The organism is Janthinobacterium sp. UMAB-60, assembly GCF_900095235.1.
Lineage (GTDB): Bacteria > Pseudomonadota > Gammaproteobacteria > Burkholderiales > Burkholderiaceae_D > Janthinobacterium.
Genome location: NZ_LT607487.1, coordinates 176,839 through 193,706, shown reverse-complemented (window position 1 = coordinate 193,706; position 16,868 = coordinate 176,839). Strand labels below are relative to the sequence as shown.

17 protein-coding genes are annotated in these 16,868 nt (G+C 58.9%); 9 read left to right on the top strand and 8 right to left on the bottom strand.

Going from position 1 to position 16,868, the window contains the following annotated elements:
• Both K0F86_RS12320 and tssK read right to left on the bottom strand, forming a co-directional pair.
• Positions 1 to 690: hypothetical protein (locus K0F86_RS12320; RefSeq protein ID WP_219134657.1), on the bottom strand; the 690-nt coding region annotated here is incomplete at its 3' end.
• Positions 691 to 852: 162 nt separating this feature from the next.
• The gene (tssK, locus tag K0F86_RS12315; protein WP_219134656.1) at positions 853 to 2,199 is read right to left on the bottom strand and encodes a type VI secretion system baseplate subunit TssK; all 1,347 of its coding nucleotides are present in this window, start codon (positions 2,197 to 2,199) and stop codon (positions 853 to 855) included.
• Positions 2,200 to 2,373: 174 nt separating this feature from the next.
• On the opposite strand from tssK, the gene tssF reads away from it, so the two are divergent.
• The 7 genes from tssF (at position 2,374) to K0F86_RS12280 (ending at position 11,658) form a co-directional block, all read left to right on the top strand.
• Complete coding sequence (tssF, locus tag K0F86_RS12310) at positions 2,374 to 4,179, top strand: type VI secretion system baseplate subunit TssF (protein WP_219134655.1); 1,806 nt, start codon at positions 2,374 to 2,376, stop codon at positions 4,177 to 4,179.
• Between the two features lie 61 nt (positions 4,180 to 4,240).
• Positions 4,241 to 5,167, top strand: a complete 927-nt coding sequence (gene tssG, locus K0F86_RS12305; RefSeq protein ID WP_306823197.1) for a type VI secretion system baseplate subunit TssG — start codon at positions 4,241 to 4,243, stop codon at positions 5,165 to 5,167.
• On the top strand, positions 5,164 to 5,451 hold the full coding sequence (locus tag K0F86_RS12300) for a PAAR domain-containing protein (RefSeq protein ID WP_374197284.1): 288 nt from the start codon (positions 5,164 to 5,166) through the stop codon (positions 5,449 to 5,451). The genes tssG and K0F86_RS12300 overlap by 4 nt, the downstream gene beginning before the upstream one ends.
• A 12-nt stretch (positions 5,452 to 5,463) precedes the next feature.
• Positions 5,464 to 8,061 (top strand): type VI secretion system Vgr family protein, encoded by a 2,598-nt coding sequence (locus K0F86_RS12295; RefSeq protein ID WP_219134653.1) that lies wholly within the window; start codon positions 5,464 to 5,466, stop codon positions 8,059 to 8,061.
• Positions 8,058 to 9,986, top strand: a complete 1,929-nt coding sequence (locus K0F86_RS12290) for a triacylglycerol lipase (RefSeq protein ID WP_219134652.1) — start codon at positions 8,058 to 8,060, stop codon at positions 9,984 to 9,986. Before K0F86_RS12295 ends, K0F86_RS12290 begins: the two co-directional genes overlap by 4 nt.
• Before the next feature lie 2 nt (positions 9,987 to 9,988).
• Positions 9,989 to 11,104 carry a T6SS immunity protein Tli4 family protein gene (locus K0F86_RS12285; protein WP_257572122.1) on the top strand — a complete coding sequence of 372 codons (1,116 nt, stop codon included), beginning with the start codon at positions 9,989 to 9,991 and terminating at the stop codon, positions 11,102 to 11,104.
• A gap of 83 nt (positions 11,105 to 11,187) precedes the next feature.
• Positions 11,188 to 11,658, top strand: a complete 471-nt coding sequence (locus K0F86_RS12280) for a GNAT family N-acetyltransferase (protein ID WP_219134651.1) — start codon at positions 11,188 to 11,190, stop codon at positions 11,656 to 11,658.
• 4 nt (positions 11,659 to 11,662) lie between these two features.
• On the opposite strand, the gene K0F86_RS12275 is transcribed toward K0F86_RS12280, so the two are convergent.
• The 6 genes from K0F86_RS12275 to K0F86_RS12250 form a co-directional block, all read right to left on the bottom strand.
• Positions 11,663 to 11,842: a hypothetical protein gene (locus K0F86_RS12275; RefSeq protein ID WP_219134650.1), complete on the bottom strand. Its 180-nt coding sequence runs from the start codon at positions 11,840 to 11,842 to the stop codon at positions 11,663 to 11,665.
• Positions 11,820 to 12,197 (bottom strand): DUF2750 domain-containing protein, encoded by a 378-nt coding sequence (locus K0F86_RS12270; protein ID WP_219134649.1) that lies wholly within the window; start codon positions 12,195 to 12,197, stop codon positions 11,820 to 11,822. The genes K0F86_RS12275 and K0F86_RS12270 overlap by 23 nt, the downstream gene beginning before the upstream one ends.
• Positions 12,187 to 12,327: a hypothetical protein gene (locus tag K0F86_RS12265; protein ID WP_219134648.1), complete on the bottom strand. Its 141-nt coding sequence runs from the start codon at positions 12,325 to 12,327 to the stop codon at positions 12,187 to 12,189. Before K0F86_RS12265 ends, K0F86_RS12270 begins: the two co-directional genes overlap by 11 nt.
• On the bottom strand, positions 12,327 to 12,716 hold the full coding sequence (locus K0F86_RS12260) for an Imm1 family immunity protein (RefSeq protein ID WP_219134647.1): 390 nt from the start codon (positions 12,714 to 12,716) through the stop codon (positions 12,327 to 12,329). The genes K0F86_RS12265 and K0F86_RS12260 overlap by 1 nt, the downstream gene beginning before the upstream one ends.
• Entirely contained in the window at positions 12,713 to 14,353 is a 1,641-nt protein-coding gene (locus K0F86_RS12255; protein WP_219134646.1) for a SulP family inorganic anion transporter, read from the bottom strand. Before K0F86_RS12255 ends, K0F86_RS12260 begins: the two co-directional genes overlap by 4 nt.
• Positions 14,354 to 14,429: 76 nt before the next feature.
• The gene (locus tag K0F86_RS12250; protein ID WP_219134645.1) at positions 14,430 to 14,999 is read right to left on the bottom strand and encodes a TetR/AcrR family transcriptional regulator; all 570 of its coding nucleotides are present in this window, start codon (positions 14,997 to 14,999) and stop codon (positions 14,430 to 14,432) included.
• Between the two features lie 77 nt (positions 15,000 to 15,076).
• Here K0F86_RS12250 and K0F86_RS12245 point away from each other — a divergent pair, with 77 nt between their 5' ends.
• Together K0F86_RS12245 and K0F86_RS12240 are read left to right on the top strand one after the other, a co-directional pair.
• Positions 15,077 to 16,009: an SDR family oxidoreductase gene (locus K0F86_RS12245; RefSeq protein ID WP_374197282.1), complete on the top strand. Its 933-nt coding sequence runs from the start codon at positions 15,077 to 15,079 to the stop codon at positions 16,007 to 16,009.
• A 3-nt stretch (positions 16,010 to 16,012) separates the two neighbouring features.
• A complete protein-coding gene (locus K0F86_RS12240) occupies positions 16,013 to 16,867 on the top strand; it encodes a Ku protein (RefSeq protein WP_219134643.1) in 855 nt (284 codons plus the stop codon).
• The last annotated feature ends 1 nt before the right edge of the window (position 16,868 follow it).

Genomic DNA, 16,868 nt, shown 5'->3' with positions numbered 1-16,868 from the left:
CTCCAGGGTCAGGTCATCGAGGTAGCGCATGGCCACCTTGCCCTGCCATGCCAGCGCCGCCTGCTGCATGCTGCGCTTCAAGACCTGGTCGGCCTCGCTGGTGCCGACGGCCATGACGATGGTCTTGGTTTCCGGGAACAGCGCCATGGCTTGCGCCAGCGTGCCGGGAAAGTCGACATTCGCCTTTTGCTGCCAGATGGCAGGCGGACTGCCGGCAGGCAAGGCCTTGCCCGAGGTGTTAATCGCCAGCACGGGCACGCCGCGCGCCAGCGGCGCCAGGTCCGACAGCAAAAAATCGAGCGCCGGCTGCTGCATGGCGATGATCAGGTCGGCCTTGCGCCCCATCATCTGGGTGTATCTTAAAAGCAACAAATCGCGCATCTCGTTGCGCAGCGCCGGGTCGCCCTGAGTATTCAGGTTCAGGTGCTCGACCATGATGTCTTCGCTGGCCAGGCCCGCGGCGACCATGGCGGTCACATAGGTGCGCGTGTACGATTCCACGCCGGCGCGGCCATAGTCGTAGGCGTTCAGGAACAGCACGCGCTGGCCCTGGTGCGGCGGCGCGACGGCCGCTGCCGCTGCCGGCGAGGCGGCGCAGGGCGCGGCGATACACAACGCCAGCAGCAATGCGCGGCAGCAGCGGCGCACCGCTGCCCCGCCCTGCCCACCGCCCGGCACATCACGCATCATTCGCCATGCCCATGCTCACTCCCGCTTGTCACCATGTTTCACCCATGCGCTGGCTGATCAGCCACCGACACTTACAAAAACATGATAACGTCAACTGCAGGGGCAAGTCTATTCCTTAGGGCAATCTTTTCACAGTCCACCCGCTCGCCACGCCACGCATCGTTACGCGGCGGTGCCGCTGATACCGAACAATTCCAGCTTCAGCCCTTTTATGCCAGACGGCACATAAATCGCAATCGCCTGGGCCTTGATCATGCTGTCATAAATACTGCCCTTGCCATCGATGGAAAAATAATATGTGTTCGGCCGCACCGGCACTTCAGCAGGAACCTGGGCCATATGACGCAACTCGGCACCCGGAAGTGCCCGGCCCAGTAATAGTTCGATATTGTCCGGAGATGAAATCTTGAACTGCAACGGCACCGTGGCGACCAGTTCCAGCGCCGGCATATCGGCGTTTACGGCAAGACAGAGTTCGGTCTGACGATCAATCCGCTTGGCATCGAGCAAGCCGTAATAGTGGGTGTTTTGTTGCGCGTCGTTGGACAGCGCAATCGGGAAGTAACGCGACAGGAGCACCGTATCGATCAGGTCGCGAATAATGCCATCGAGCTTGCCGAAACCGGGAGCCGCATCATCGTGGGAATAAGCCGGCAAGTCGCTCAACGTGTATTTTTTCGAAAACGTCATCAAGCCACCGGCCAACGCCATCAATTTTTCAAACAAATACACGGGATGGTGGCGCCGGTAACTGGCGCAATGACTGAGCGTGGCGCTGGCCGTGCTCAATGTATTGAGCATCCAGAACGAGGAAACATCGCCGCCATGAAATTCCACCGTATTGTTACCGGGCTGACGGTGGCGGCTGTACAGCGCTTCAATTTTCGCGCCCATGCGGTCGATCAGCGACTCGAGCATTTTCTGCAGCGAAGACTCGGCGCTGATGGTCAGGCCAGGTGGAATGAAGGAAGTATCGACTTCGAAGCCGCCGTTGCCGGCACGGTACAAACGAATCACCGGGATGGCAAGGTAATCATTCAGGGGGTCGAGTTGCGACAGCAGGTACACGCGCTTCTTCAAATAAGCCACCTCGATGCTGACTGCCTCGCTGTACAGATCCGGGGTCTCGATATCCGCCTGGACATAGCGCGCGCCTGCGGAGCTCACATTGCCGCCATGTGCCTGCAGCGCCGGTAGCGCGGCATAAAAAGTAAAACCATGTTCGCTGGAAGGCAGCTTGGACAGGTCCACGGCACTGGGCAACACATCGCCAAGCGGCGCCTCAAACAGTTCTCCATCCTGAAAGACGAGCGACATGGCGTCCGCCCGCAAGCTATTGTTGGCCAGTGCATCCGCATTCCAGCTGACGCCATGCACACCCCATAAATGGGGATTAATCAACGAGGCCAGACGTTGCAGGCGCGCTTCATGGTAGCGGTCCAGCTGCTGGAATTGCTGGGGGCCGATGGCCAGGCCTTCGGACCAAAGTAATTTGGATGGCAATGTCATGGCGTTCTCCATGTTGACCGTTGGAATCTTGCTGCTTTGCCAGTCTGATGTTGTTAGCGTGGAAGCCCTTGAGGTTGCGCAGCACCCTGTTCAATTATTTGCGCAAACGCAATTTACCTTTGAGAAAACGCTCGGATACTGGCCATTCCGCCGCAAAGACACAGGAAAAGAGAGATGGAGGATTTGCTGCCGTATTTCGAGCGCGAGTTGGTGATGCTGCGGCGACATTGCCGTGAGTTTGCCGAGCGCTATCCGAGAGTCGCCGGAAAACTCCACATGTCCGGCGAAGCTTGCGAAGATCCGCACGTCGAACACTTGATCGAATCGGTGGCCATGCTGGCGGCACGTATTTCAAAACGGCTCGATGACGACTATCCGCAATTTACCGAAGCCTTGTTCGAAGCCCTGTTCCCGCACTATCTGCGCCCCTTCCCATCGTGCAGCATCGTGCGCCAGCCCACCCCGGCAGCTGGCGCAGGCGTATCGCACCTGCCGGCCGGCAGTGAGATGGACGCAACGCCCGTGCGCGGCGTGCGCTGCCGTTTCAAGACGATCTACGATATGACGACAGGAGCATCGGTACTGGACAGCGCGGCTTTCGATGCGATGATCAAGGCGCCCCCAGGCGTGCGCCTGCCGGCATCGGCAACTTCCTCGCTGAACATCGGCATCCGGCATCTCGACGCGGCACCCGCATCGCTGCGCGTTTTCATCGATGGCGAAGCTTCTTTTTCCGCCGCATTGCGCGATGCCTTGTTCATGCATACAGTCTGCGCTTTTGTGTCGATCGACGCGCTGCAATGGATGGCCTTGCCCGCCGTGCCTGTGACGCCCGTCGGCTTCGCCGACACGGATGCCTTGATACCGTTCGGTGCTCGCTCGCAGCCCGCCTACCGCATCCTGAGCGAGTATTTTGCGTATCCGGAAAAATTCAATTTCTTTGACATCGATATCGCGGCGCTGGGCGCGGCCCTGCCGCCTGGCAGCCAGCGCTTTACCCTGCATCTGTGCATGGCCGGCTTGCGGCCCGATTCCGCTGCGGCGCGCATGTTGTCCAGCATTTCCAGCGAAAACTTGAGGCTTGGCTGCAGTCCGGCGGTCAATCTCTTCCGCCAGGAAGGCGTGCCGATTTCCGTCACCCGGCAAAAAACCGACTACTCCGTGCTGGCCCATGCCACGCATGCGCATGGCTACGAAGTCGTCTCCGTCGATGCGGTGCGCTTGCTGCGCCAACGGGGAGGCGAAAGCACGCTGAGCGAATTTCGCCCCCTGTACAGCCTGCGCCATGGCGAGGGCACGGCGCAACAAGGCCATTACTGGGTCATGCGCCACGATACGGCGTTGGCCATCAACAGTCCTGGTCACGAAAAGAAAATCACGCTGGTCGACAGCGACTTCAATCCCTTGATCCATGAAAAGGCCAGCTTGTCGCTGTCGCTGACATGCAGCAACCGCGATCTTCCCCTTGCCCTCAAATACGGCCAGCCGCAGGGAGACCTGCAGCCATGCGCTGGCGGACCCGCGCTGCACATGCTGCGACGCCCCAGCCAGCCGCGCCGCTTTTCGCCGGGCGCGGGCCTGCACTGGCGCCTGATTTCGCACCTGGCGCTGAATCATCACGCGCTGGTCCAGGAAGGCCTGCCGGCGCTGCGCGAAATGCTGACGCTGTATGACCTGTCCCAATCGGCAAGCTCGCAACGCCAGATCGGCGGCATCGCCGCGCTGGCGCACGCGCCGACCACGACATGGCTGCGGCACAAGCGCGGCACCTCGCTGGCGCATGGCGTGGAGGTGTGCATCACGCTGGACGAGGAAGCGTTCGTCGGCAGCGGCATGCACCTGTTTGTGCAGGTGATCGATCACTTCCTTGGGCTGTATGTGCAAATCAACAGTTTCATCGAACTGGTGGTGCTGTCACAGCAAAGCGGAGAGGAGCTGATCCGATGCAAACCAAGAAGCGGACTGCAGAATCTGGTGTGATGCACCACTTGCTGGCCGAGCCATACCGCTACCAGTTCATACAGGCGGTGCGTATTCTGCTGTGCTGGCTACGTCAGCAGAACGTGTCCCATGCACAACCTTCAGCCAGGTGCTGCGCTTCAGGAACAGCTTGTCCTTGAGTTTTCCCGCCAGTGAAATCGAACAGCTCTCGCTCGACGAGCATGAACAACTGATCCTGACACCGACGTTCATGCGTTTTCTGGGCGTCGGCGGCACTTTGCCCTTGCATCACTCGGAACGCATCGCCGCCCACCGCTGGTCGAGCAAGGATGCCGGCGTCTCGGCCTTTCTCGATATCTTTTCGCACCGCATGGTCGCGCTGTATTACCAGACGTGGGAAAAGTATCGGCTGGAATCGACGCTCCAGACCCAGGCAACCGATGCACAATTGCCTTTGCTGCTGGCACTGGGCGGCGTGCGGCGCACTGCGCTGCCGTCGAAGGCCGCACCGGATGCCGTGACGCAGGACGTCGCGGCCTGGTACGCGGGTCTGCTGCGCTGCCGTCCCGTCTCCGCGCAAGCGATTGGCCGCGTGTTGGCCGAATACTGCGGCGTACCCGTCACCTTGCAACAATTTGTCGGTGGCTGGGACTATCTGGAAAAAAACCGCCGCAGCCTGCTAGGCAGTGTCAACTTTACGCTGGCGCGCGGCGCAACCCTGGGCCTGCGGCTGTGGCGCCAGGACATGCGCATCTGCCTGCATATCGGCCCGCTCGATCCCGCCGGCCTGCAACGCTTCCTGCCACGCAGCGCGGGGGCGGCGGCACTGGCAAAGATGCTGACGCTGTTTGGCGTGCCGGACTTGCAATATGAAGTGCGGCTGATACTGAGTCCGCCATGCATTACCCCTCTGCTCCTGAGTGCCAATCCGTCAGAAAGACGACGCCTTGGCTGGACGACGTTCTTGCAAACCGCACAAGGCAAGGTACGCGGCGCCGAAGTGCGTTATCTGCTGCAACTGGCTTGAGCAACTCATCCATGGAAAGCGAGGCAAGCATGAAACATGCGGGACGCGGCGTTATCCGGCTCGGAGACGCAACCGATCATGGCGGCAAGGTCACCAGCGCATCATCCGGCACTACCGTGATGGGAAAGACGGCGGCGCTGGCCGATGACACCAGCTTCTGCCCCAAGTGCAAGGGCAACTTTCCCATCACGCCGGACGGCGCCGGCGCAAAACACATGGGCAAGCCGTACGCCTATGACGGCGATGCCACCGCCTGCGGCGCCCACCTGATCACATCGCTATAACGGAGGCAGGCCATGCATGCAAGCATCCAGGCGGCGCTATCGGCCTTCGACCTCGCCGCGCAAGAGCGGCGCTTGCTGAAGATCGAGTTCCCCCATGAAGATGGGCCAGCCGGCGCCATCCTGCTGGTCAATTCGCTCACTGCCAGGGAAGAGGTATCGCGCGACTTCCGTTTCGAAGCCGAATTGCTGTCCGATGACGCGCACATTGCGCTCAAGGCCATGATGGGCCGCATGGTGAGCATTTCCATGGTGCGCGACGATGGCACGCTGCGCTACTTTAACGGCTATGTGGGCGAGTTTTGCCTGCTGCGCGCCGATGGCGGCTTTGCGTGGTACCGCATGGTGCTGCAACCATGGCTGGCCTTTGCCCGGCTGCGCCAGGACAATGTGTCCTTTCATGGCCAAAGCGTGATGCAGCTGACCGAAACAACGTTCGCGCACTACGGGCAGCGCGACTGGAAAACCAGCATCCATGGCGACGATCCACAGCTCACCTGCGCCAATCAGCACAATGAAACCGACTACAACCACCTGCATCGGCGCTGGGAAGCGCTGGGCTGGCATTACTGGTACGCGCACCGCGCCGATGGCCATACGCTGTGGCTCGCGGACAACAGCACCCTGGCGGACATGATCGCCACGGCATCCGGCGACGGCGCCATGCGTTTTCACTCCGAGTCGGGTTCCATGGAAGACGATGGCTTGCAACAGTGGCAAGCCGTGCGCCGGATCGGCTCCGGGCAGCTGACCTTGGCCAGTTTCGACTATAAGAATCCGCAGCCACGCCTTGCCAGCGGCTACTCCCTGAATCGCCAGGGCGATGTATTTGCCCACGAACTGTACGAAAACACGGGCGCCTATGGCTACAAGAATGTCGATGATGGGGAATCGCTGGCACAACGCCGCATGGAAGAAAGCGACCATCTGCGCCAGTATTTCGAGGCGGCCGGCAATCATCGTGGCGCACAGCCCGGCCTTTGCTTCCGGCTCGATGGGCATTTCAGCGCCGAGGAAAAACACTACCAGCCTGGCCAGGAGCGCCCTGACAGTATTGCCGAACGCGAATACCTGATCCTGTCAGTGGTGCATAGCGCCAGCAATAATTATCAGGTTGGCCCCAGCGCACCTTCCCACTATGTCAACAATATGGTGTGCGTGCGCCGGGACATCCGCTGGCGGCCGGGCCGTGGCTACAACAGCACACCCTGCATCGTTGCCGGCGTGCAGACGGCGCTGGTGGTCGGGCCGGCCGGGGAGGAAATCCATACCGATGCCCTGGGACGCATCCGCCTGCAATTTCACTGGGACCGCCTGGGTACATTCGATGAACGCAGCTCGCCATGGATAAGAGTCATGATGCCGATGGCGGGTCCGCAAATGGGGCAAATCGCCTTGCCGCGCGTGGGTCAGGAAGTGGTCGTGCAATTCCAGGACGGCAATATCGACCATCCCATCGTCATCGGCGTGGTCTACAACAGCGCCAATCCACCGCCATGGCAATTGCCGCAGCAACGCGCCCTGTCAGGCTTGCGCAGCCGCGAACTGGGCGCCCGCAGCGCCAACCACCTGGTGCTCGACGACACCAAGGGCTCGATCCAGGCACAGCTGCGCAGCGAGCACCAGGATAGCCGTCTGTCATTGGGCAACATCACCCGCATCGACGACAACGCCGGCCGCAAGGAGGCGCGCGGCGTGGGCTTTGAATTGGCCAGCAACGCCTGGGGCGCCCTGCGTGCCGCCAAAGGCATGCTGATTTCCACAGAAACATCAACAGGAACGGGATCAGTCAAACAGCTCGACGAAACACAAGCTCGCCTGGCGCAGGCGCGCCAACTGCAAGAGGGACTGGCCGGCATGGCTGTCGACGCGGGTGCGCAAGACAGCGCCGCTCAACAGGGCGGCGTGGCCGAATCCATCCAGCGGCAAAACGCCGCCATCAAGGGCGCCGGCGGCGATTTCCCGGAGCTGTCCGAACCACATTTGCTGCTGGCCAGCCCGGCCGGCATCGAGCTGAGCACGGCCCAGTCCATCCACCTGGCCGCCAGCGAGCATGTGGCGCTCAGCAGCAGCAAGCATATTTCACTCGCCAGCGGCGACAGCATGTTTGCCAGCATCGCCAGGAGCTTCAGCCTGTTCGTGCACAAGGCCGGCATGAAACTGATCGCCGCCAGCGGCAAGGTGTCCATTGAGGCCCACAGCGACGAGGTGGAAATTCTCGCCCAGAAAGTCTTGTCGCTGATCAGCGAAGCAGACTGGGTCAACATCAAGGGCAAGAAAGGCATCCGCCTGCACGGCGCCAACCACATGCTGGAAATCAGCGACAAGGTGCAGTTCTTCACCTCATCCCCGGTGCTCTTCAACGGCAACCTGGAGACCCTGGCGCCGAAGAGCGTGTCGCAGGAATTTAATGAGAGGCCAGTAGCTCGTTTTGACCAGGCCGTCCGGTTGTTGCAAGTCGATGGTACACCCGCCCCGGATATAGCTTTTGAGTTAATACGCGAAGATGGCCACAGAATCAGTGAAAAGAGTAGCAGTGAAGGACACACCCCAGTACAAAAAGGTGACGGTATGGATAGCTACACAATACGCTACAAGGGAGAACTTCCATGAGTGACGATACGGATCTGAATGAACACGGCAATCACCAAGGCGAGTTTCGACAGAGTGTTGGTGGATGGGCTGCATATACAGTCAACATGACAGAAATAAACGATACCATCCGACATGACGTAACCATTCCACCCAAGAAAATAATTCCTATCATATTTCTACCTGGAGTTATGGGTAGCAACTTAAGAATGACAAAAAAACGTCAAGATTACCTGAAACGACCGGATAACAGATCATGGAGGCCTGATGATATGGTAGACAAATCAGGAAATTTGGCAGTTGCAACCGGTAGCGGTTTGGGAGGTTGGTTCAGGAGTGCGTCGCCCAGAGATCGACAATTAGCTTTTGATCCGAATGAAACTGAAGTTGAGTACTATCAATACTCAATTGAAAATGAACGTTTCTTTCCGGGTGGAGACGTCACCAAAGGATCCGATGTACGTCACAACAACGTTCCCGATGATTTTCTTGGAGTTCCACCATTGATTTCTGTTAGTCCAAAAAAAAATGCACAGGTAGATGCGATTCAAAGACCTGGAGTATCGGGAAAATTCATCCCTCGTGAGATACGTGAAATGCCAGCACATATTGCACGGTGGCGTGGATGGAGCGAAGTTCTATTCGCCGGCGCCTATGGCGAAATGCTTCAAAAAACAGAATTTTTCATGAATAACATAACAAAAAAAGGACAAATTTTGCCTCATTGGAAAATTGACCCGTCCGATCAAGCCACCGGAAGATACTCATATGGTCAACAAGCCTATCCGTCTATTGCCAAGCTTTTGATAAAAAATCCAAAGGAATTTGGCGGCCTATCCGGAACACCAATTCAAAATTCTGACATGCTAAAGATTGCTCCATGTTGGTATCCGGTTCATGCGCTGGGATATAATTTTCTACAGAGCAATGCCATTTCTGCCGCTGTTATTGCCGAACGCATACGCGGCATAGTAATAGGCTATCAGGGGTGCGGCTTCAAATGCAACGAGGTTATTCTCGTCACGCATAGCATGGGAGGTTTGCTCGCCAGAGCCTTAATACATCCTAAATATGGAAATATGCTTAATGATAAGACTGTAAAAATACTTGGAATATATCATAACGTGATGCCTACCTTGGGGGCCGCCAGTGCATACAAACGCATGCGTTTCGGTTTTCAGGAAAAAAGTGGTCCATTAAATACTCTCGCAGCACAAGTTATTGGCATTGACGGCGAACACGCGACAGCGATTCTCGCAAATACGCCAGCACCTCTAGAGATGTTGCCTGGTATGGCATATGGTCAAGAGTGGCTCAAGGTTGTTGACGCAAGTGATAGATTACTCTGGAGTTGGCCACGAGGTAAGGACAGTGCGCTGGAAAGTATTTACCTGCAACCTGCGAATGCTTGGTGGAGGCTAATCAATCCCTCATGGGTGAATCCTGCAAATATTCCACTCAACAAAGGAGGAGGTATCGACAATGTCATGCAACGATTGAAAGATGCTTCCATCCTATTAAAGGAAATAGATAAAATTTTTCATCCAAATACATATGCAAGCTATTGTGCATCAAAGGAGTTCCTAAGTTATGGTGAAATTACTTTCAAAGTTATTGAAGGCTTAGAAATTAGAAACTCATCTAACCCGGAAAATATTACTCCTCCACCAAACAAGTGGAGGCTACTGACTGACGACGCAAAAGGCAACCTCACTGTGCAAGCAGGAACACGTATTTTGAAGCTAAAATTACAAGACGCAAATTCTGCTGGCGATGAAACCGTTCCGTCGGATCGTTCAGCAAGACATATACCTGGAAATAGATTTATCCACGGAGAGAAATCTGGAACCGGGTACGAACATCAAAATAGCTATACTCATCCACATGTCCTGGCATCTATGCTTTATTCAATTGTGCAAATTGCAAAAACAGCAAAATGGGAATGAACATGCCTAATCATAAAAAATTCTTCATGCTCCTAATTTCATTTTTTTTAATACAAGCAAAGGCAAATGAAATTGAACCAAACAAAATACATGAGGCAAGAAAAATGAGCAAAAATAAAATCCAAGGAAGAAAAATAGATACCCTATTCCAAAAAACAAAAAAAATATGCTTTGGAAGATACCTGATAATCCTACCAAGCGAAGCAGAATTAATAATCGGCAATTCAGCAGTGGATTTATTTAAAGGCGGCCCGGAAAATTTAAAACATCAATCAGAAATTGATATAAAAAGAATAAAATCCCTTAACTTATCCCCTGAAATTATTTACAATGGCAATGGCCCAATAGAAAACAGCTGGCAAATTCGATACTACAATAGCAGCTCAGCCAAAGAAGCTAATTTTACAATTTACCGAACATTAATAAATAAAGGGGATTTTATATTTGCCATAGGCGATGCAATAGGTGATGGCGACACCGAAAGGGCAACTGCGGAAAGACAATTCCTTCAAGCAAAGAGTCTGCGCTTGCGTGCTACAGAAGAAATTCCGGTCGAACCAGGCCTTTGCGTGGAACATGGATTCATGATTGAAAATCAGTACAAATATCAAGAAATAGACGACGTAGGTATTTATTTACCCAGCTTGCCAGATGTAACTTTCTCCATCAGTTCAAATAAGGACGCATACGGCGACTACCCGCCGAAAGAATTTGAATCAAGGTTGCGTGGAGAACTATCACTACTCAGTCGCATACAAGACGCAAAGAAGATTCAAGGCAATAACTATCCCAAGCGAACCCTGCTACGCGAGGGCAAACGCAACGTCCAGCACTGGCAGGGGGAGGAATCGCTGATACGACGAACAGATGGCGTGCACGATTTTGAATGGGCCCTGGTCGGCAAACCGCGCGATGTCGCGAATCCATCTGTGCTGGAGGTGCACATGTACACGAAGGTTGCCCACAACACCGTCGGCGCAGCCGAAGCGGCGTCGCTGACCGACGAGGAGGCCATCGCCTTGTGGGACAAGCTGCTGTCGGGCCTGAAGTTCCGCGTGAAAGTGCCGGGTGCGCCGCCGGGTTCGTATTACTTCGATCCGGACAAGCCGGCGCAGTGATGGATACACTACCCTGGCAGTAGGCCATGCTGGCGTGAAGTCATCCATTGCGCTAGCATGATCTTTTTGCCCGGAAAGCCGCCATGACCATCACCCTGCGCGCCGCCCTGCCCGACGATATCGACGCCCTGTGGGCGCTGCGCACGGTGGCCGTGCGCGTCAGTTGCGCCACGCACTATGCGCCGGAACAGATCGCCGCGTGGACGGCCTGGCCCGTGCCGGCATCGTATGCGGCCATACTGGCCGCGGGCGGCGGCATCGTCGCCATGCAGGACGACATTATCGCTGGCTACACCATGCTCAATGCGGACAAGCAGGAAGTCGATGCCGTATTCGTCGATCCCGCCCGCGGGGGACTCGGTATCGGCAAGCGCCTGCTGGCGGCGCTGGAGCAACTGGCGCGCGGGCGCGGCATCGTGCGCCTGCACCTGTCCGCGTCGCTCAATGCGGAGCCGTTTTACCGGGCCGCCGGTTTTGTTGCCTTGCGCGCAGAAGCGTATGCGCATCCCAGCGGCATCAGCCTGGCGATGGAAAAGGCGCTGGCGGACACCTGAGCCTTCAGTCGGGCACCGCGCCTGCCTCCGACTCTGCCAGGCATTGCTGCAGTTTCGCGATCAGCGCGCGCACTTCGTCGTCGCCCAGGTCCAGCGGGTCGCCCTGCGCGCCGACGGCGATCAGGCAGATGGCCGAGCCGTCGTACCAGGCGTCCAGGCGCTCATTCATATTGCTCTGACTCATGTTGCAAATCCCTCAGTAAATCAGCCGGCGCCACGATGCTGGCGCCGCATTGCGGCACTGAAAATACCGAAGCCAGCTGGTCATTGATCGCCATGCCGGGCAGCCACTTGGCCAAAAAATCGCCGAGCGCGATGGCGCGCGGCTGGAAATGCTCCCACTCGCCGCTGGCGCACGCTTGCGCAAAGGCCGCTTCCGGCCAGAACGGGATGGCGACCTTGCCGCCGGCTTGCGCCGTGGCCCAGCCGCCGTGCTGCAAGCCCCACACTTCTTGCGTATCGGCTACCTTGCGTACAAAGTAGGCATGGCGTTCGGCGGACGGCAGCCGCGCCACCTGCTTGAACTTTTCAGGATGCATGGTCTTCCCCTGCCCCGTCCCATACGCGCAACTGCGGCGTGCACCAGCCGGTCACCATGTCGAGCGCGTCCAGCGCAGCCAGCAAGTCCCTGTCGATGTCGGCGAGGATGGTTTGCGTGGTGTGCGGCATCAATCCGTCTCCCACGCGATGGCGGCCGGCCGCGCGCCGCCAGTTTTGAAAAACGCGATGCAAGCCCGCTGGCATTGTTCCACCTCCACGCACCAGGCTTCGGGATACTCGTCCACCTGGCCATTCGACAGCAGGTAGCTGCAAACGCCGTCTGCCTCCTCATCGCCCAGCGAGTGAAAACTCAGGTCATCCTGGCCCGACAGATACATCAGCCAGGCATTGCCGCCATTGCGCAGCATGCACAGGGCCGCACCCTGCTCGGCATTCGTGGCCATGGTCAGCCACAGTTCGCACTGGGCCAGCGCACGCGCGTCCAGCAGCGCCTGCTCCAGCGCGGGCACGCTATCGACCACACGCGGCTCGCCATGCAGGTTCAGTTCCATCGTCATGCTTTCTCTCCGTTCAGGTCATCCATGGCCAGCGCCGTGCTCAGATACAGCTTGCCGCTGAGGTCGTGCAGCAGGCTGCTCTGGCGCAGGCGGTCCATCACGGGGCCCTTCACTTCGGCCAGGTTCAGGCTGATGCCACGCTTGCTCAGCGTGCTGTTGAGTTCGATCAAGCCCAGCAAGGCCGTGCTGTCGATCTGGTTGACGGCCGACAGCACCAGCACCAGGTGGCGCGCCGTCGGGTGGCCGCGCAACTCGTCTTCCACCCTTTCCGTGACGGCTTCGACGTTGCCGAAGAACAGGCCCGCATCTATGCGCAGCAGCAAGACGTCTGGTAACGTTTGCGCCTCGTAGCGCTCCACGTTGCGGAAGTGCTCGCTATTCGGGATGCGCCCCAGCACGGCGATGTGCGGACGGCTGGCGCGCCAGATCAGAGTGCCCATCGACAGCAGCACGCCGATCACCACACCCGCTTCCACGCCCAGCACCAGCACGCCGGCCGTGGTCGCCAGCAGGGCCAGCGCATCGCTGCGGTCGTAGCGCCACGACAGTTTCAAGGTATCCCAGTCCAGCAGGCTGGACACGGCAAAGATGATGGTGGCCGCCAGCACGGGCAGCGGCAGCAGGGCCAGCCAGCCCGTGGGCGCCACCAGCGCCAGCGCCAGCAAGCCCGCCGTGATGATGCTGGCCAGCGGCGTGTTGGCGCCCGCCTGGAAATTGACGGCCGAGCGCGAGATGGAGCCGGTGACGGGAAAGCCTCCCGACAGCGCGCTGGCCACGTTGGCCGCGCCCAGGCCCAGCAGTTCGCGGTTCGTATGCAATTTTTCACCGCGCTTTTGCGCCAGGGTCTGGGCGGCGGACATGCTCATCAAAAAGATGATGAAGGCGATCAGCAGCGCCGGCGACAGCAAGGTGCGCCAATGGGCGCCCGAGGTAGCCAGGTTCAGGCCCGGCAAGCCGCTGGGCACGTGGCCCGTCGTCTGCACGCCGATCGCTTCCAGGCCGCCATAGGCGACGAGCGCGATGCCGGCCAGCACCAGCGCCATCGGCGCCAGGCGCGCGCCCACGTCGGCCGCCACTGGGTTCAAGCCACAGCGCTGCAGCAGGCGCGACGCGTAACGCTTGGCCAGCCACAGGAACAGCAGGCCGGACAGCCCGAGGACCAGGCTGGGCGTGTGCCAGTGCGGAATGCTGGCGCCCAGCAAGGGCGTGATCTGGCCCCAGATGATCAGGATCGCGGCGCCATTGCTGAAGCCGCTGATCACGGGGCGCGACAAAAAGCTGGCCATGAAGCCCAGGCGCAGCACGCCGCACAGCAGCAGGACCAGGCCGCTGATGAAGGCCAGCTGGGCGGCCAGCACGATATACAAGGAGGAGCCGGAGTCGGCCAGCGGTGCCAGGGCTGCGGCCGTCATCAGCGAGACGATGGCCATGGGACCCACCGATTGCGTCATGCTGCTGCCGAACAAGGCGTACAGCACGGGCGGCAAGATGCTGGCATAGATGCCCACCACGGGCGGCAAGCCGGCCACCAGCGCGTAAGCCATGCCTTGCGGCACCATCATCATGGCGACAACGATACCGGCGGTGATGTCTCCGGCCAACAGAGGACGCCGGTATTGCCTGAGCCAGAGCAGCATGAATGATCCCGAAATCTGAAAACCGAAGCCTAACATGCGCCGCGGCCGGCTGACAGGGGGTACTTGGCTGCTGTGCTCAGTCTGGCAGCAATTGCGCCTTCACGGCCTCAAGGATTTCCGCCGACAGCGCCTCGTCATCGACGCAGCGGGCCAGCACCATGGCGCCCACCATGGCGGCAAACGTGGCGATCGCCTGCTGGCGCCGTGCTTCCGGAGCGCCGTCGGGCAGCAAGCTTTGCAGCAGCGCGAACTGCTGCTGCGTGGCTTGCGTAAACGCGGGACGCGCGCCGGGCGACATGCGCGCCGCATCGACGCCCATGGCCGCCGCCGGACACCCGCCGCCGGGCTGGTCGCGGTGCCTGGTGGTCAGATAGTTCTCGATAATGGCCGGCAGCGCCCGCTGCGGGTCGTTGGCGACCTTCGCCCGCCAGCCTTCCAGCGACTTGTTCAAGGCATGCTGGCACGCCTCGATCATCAAATCTTCCTTGGACGCAAAATGGCCATAGAAGCCGCCATGCGTGAGGCCCGCGTTCTTCATCAGGTCGGCCACGCCGATGCCGTCGTAACCTTTTTCGCGGAACAATCTGGCCGCCACGTCGACGATGCGCTCGCGGTTCAGCGCCGCCTGTTCCCTGCTCACCTTCATGCTGCCTCCGCTATGATGTCAATCATCATCTAATTTTACACCCGTTTGCGCCACTCTGTTAACAAGCGCACCGTTCGATGCGGGTGCCGCGCCGATACTGGATCTTCGTTTCCACGGAGGCCAGCATGAACCAGAACAAGGACCAGTCCGCCGGTAACTTGCAGCGCGCCAGCCAGCCGGAGCAGCGCGATGCCGCCAAACCCGGCAGCGAAGCACAGATGCCATTGAAACCCCGCTTCCTGGCGCCCGACTACTGCGGCAGCGGCAAGCTGGCCGGCATGGTGGCCATCATCACGGGCGGCGATTCGGGCATCGGCCGCGCCGTGGCCGTGCTGTATGCGCGCGAAGGGGCCGATGTCGTCATCATTTACCTGAACGAACATGCGGACGCCAACGAAACGAAGCGCTATGTGGAAGCGGAAGGCCAGAGCTGCCTGTTGATACCCGGCGACGTGCGCGAGCAGGGCTTTTGCCAGCAAGCCGTCAACCAGGTGCTGGAACGCTTCACGCACATCGACATACTGGTCAACAACGCCGCCTTCCAGGAACACGCCGCATCCTTGCTGGACCTGAGCGAGGAACGCTTCGACCTCACCATGAAAACCAATGTCTACGGTTACTTTCACATGGCCAAGGCCGTGTTGCCCCATCTGCAGCGCGGTGCCTCCATCATCAACACGGGGTCCGTGACGGGTTTGCATGGTTCCAAACACTTGCTCGATTATTCCACCACCAAGGGCGCCATCCATGCGTTTACCATGGCGCTGGCCGGCAACCTGCTCGACAAGGGCATCCGCGTCAATGCCATCGCACCGGGACCCGTCTGGACGCCCCTCAACCCGGCCGACAAGACGCCCGAGGACATCGCAAAATTCGGCGCCGACACCGACATGCGCCGCCCGGCCCAGCCCGAGGAACTCTCGCCCGCCTACGTCTTCCTGGCCTCGCCCGCCTGTTCCAGCTACATCACGGGCATCGTCCTGCCCGTCACCGGCAGCGTGGGGAACTAGGCCATGGCGCGCGCATTGTGGAAAGGCGCCATCAGCTTCGGCCTCGTGCACATCCCCGTCGAGCTGATTTCAGCCAGCCTCGACCATGAACTGGATTTATCCATGCTGGATCGGCGCGACTTCGCGCCCATCGGCTACAAGCGCTACAACAAACGCACGGACAAGGAAGTCGAATGGGACGACATCATCAAGGGCTATGAATACAAGACGGACGAATACGTGGTGCTGTCCGAAGAAGATTTGAGGCAGGCAAACGTGAAGGCTACGCAAACCATCGCCATCGACACCTTTGTCGATGCGGTCGAAGTGCCGCTGACCTTTTATGCGCACCCGTATTATTTGCTGCCCGCCAAGGGCGGCGAGAAAGTCTATGCGCTGCTGCGCGAAACCTTGCGCAAGGCCAATAAAGTGGCTATCGCCAGCGTAGTCATGCGCACCAAGCAGCATTTGTGCGCGCTCGTCTGCGTCGGCGACGCCATCGTGCTCAACACCCTGCGCTACCCCGATGAGCTGCGCCCCACGGAGGACCTGGACTTGCCCGGCAGTACCCTGAAGGCGGCGGGCATTACCGACAAGGAACTCAAGATGGCCCTGTCGCTGGTGGAAGGCATGAGCGAAGCGTGGGAACCGGGGCAATACCACGACAGCTACCGCGAAGACGTGCTGGCGCTGGTCAAGAAAAAAATCAAGGCGAAACAGACCAAGACCATCACCGCGCCCGCGCCGGAACCGCAAGAAGAGCACGGCAGCAACGTGATCGACCTGGTCGCCCTGCTGCAGCAAAGCCTGGGCAAGAAGGCGCGCGCGGCCTCGTCCGCCTCCCGCAAACCACCGCCCGCCAGGCGCAAGACGGCCTGAT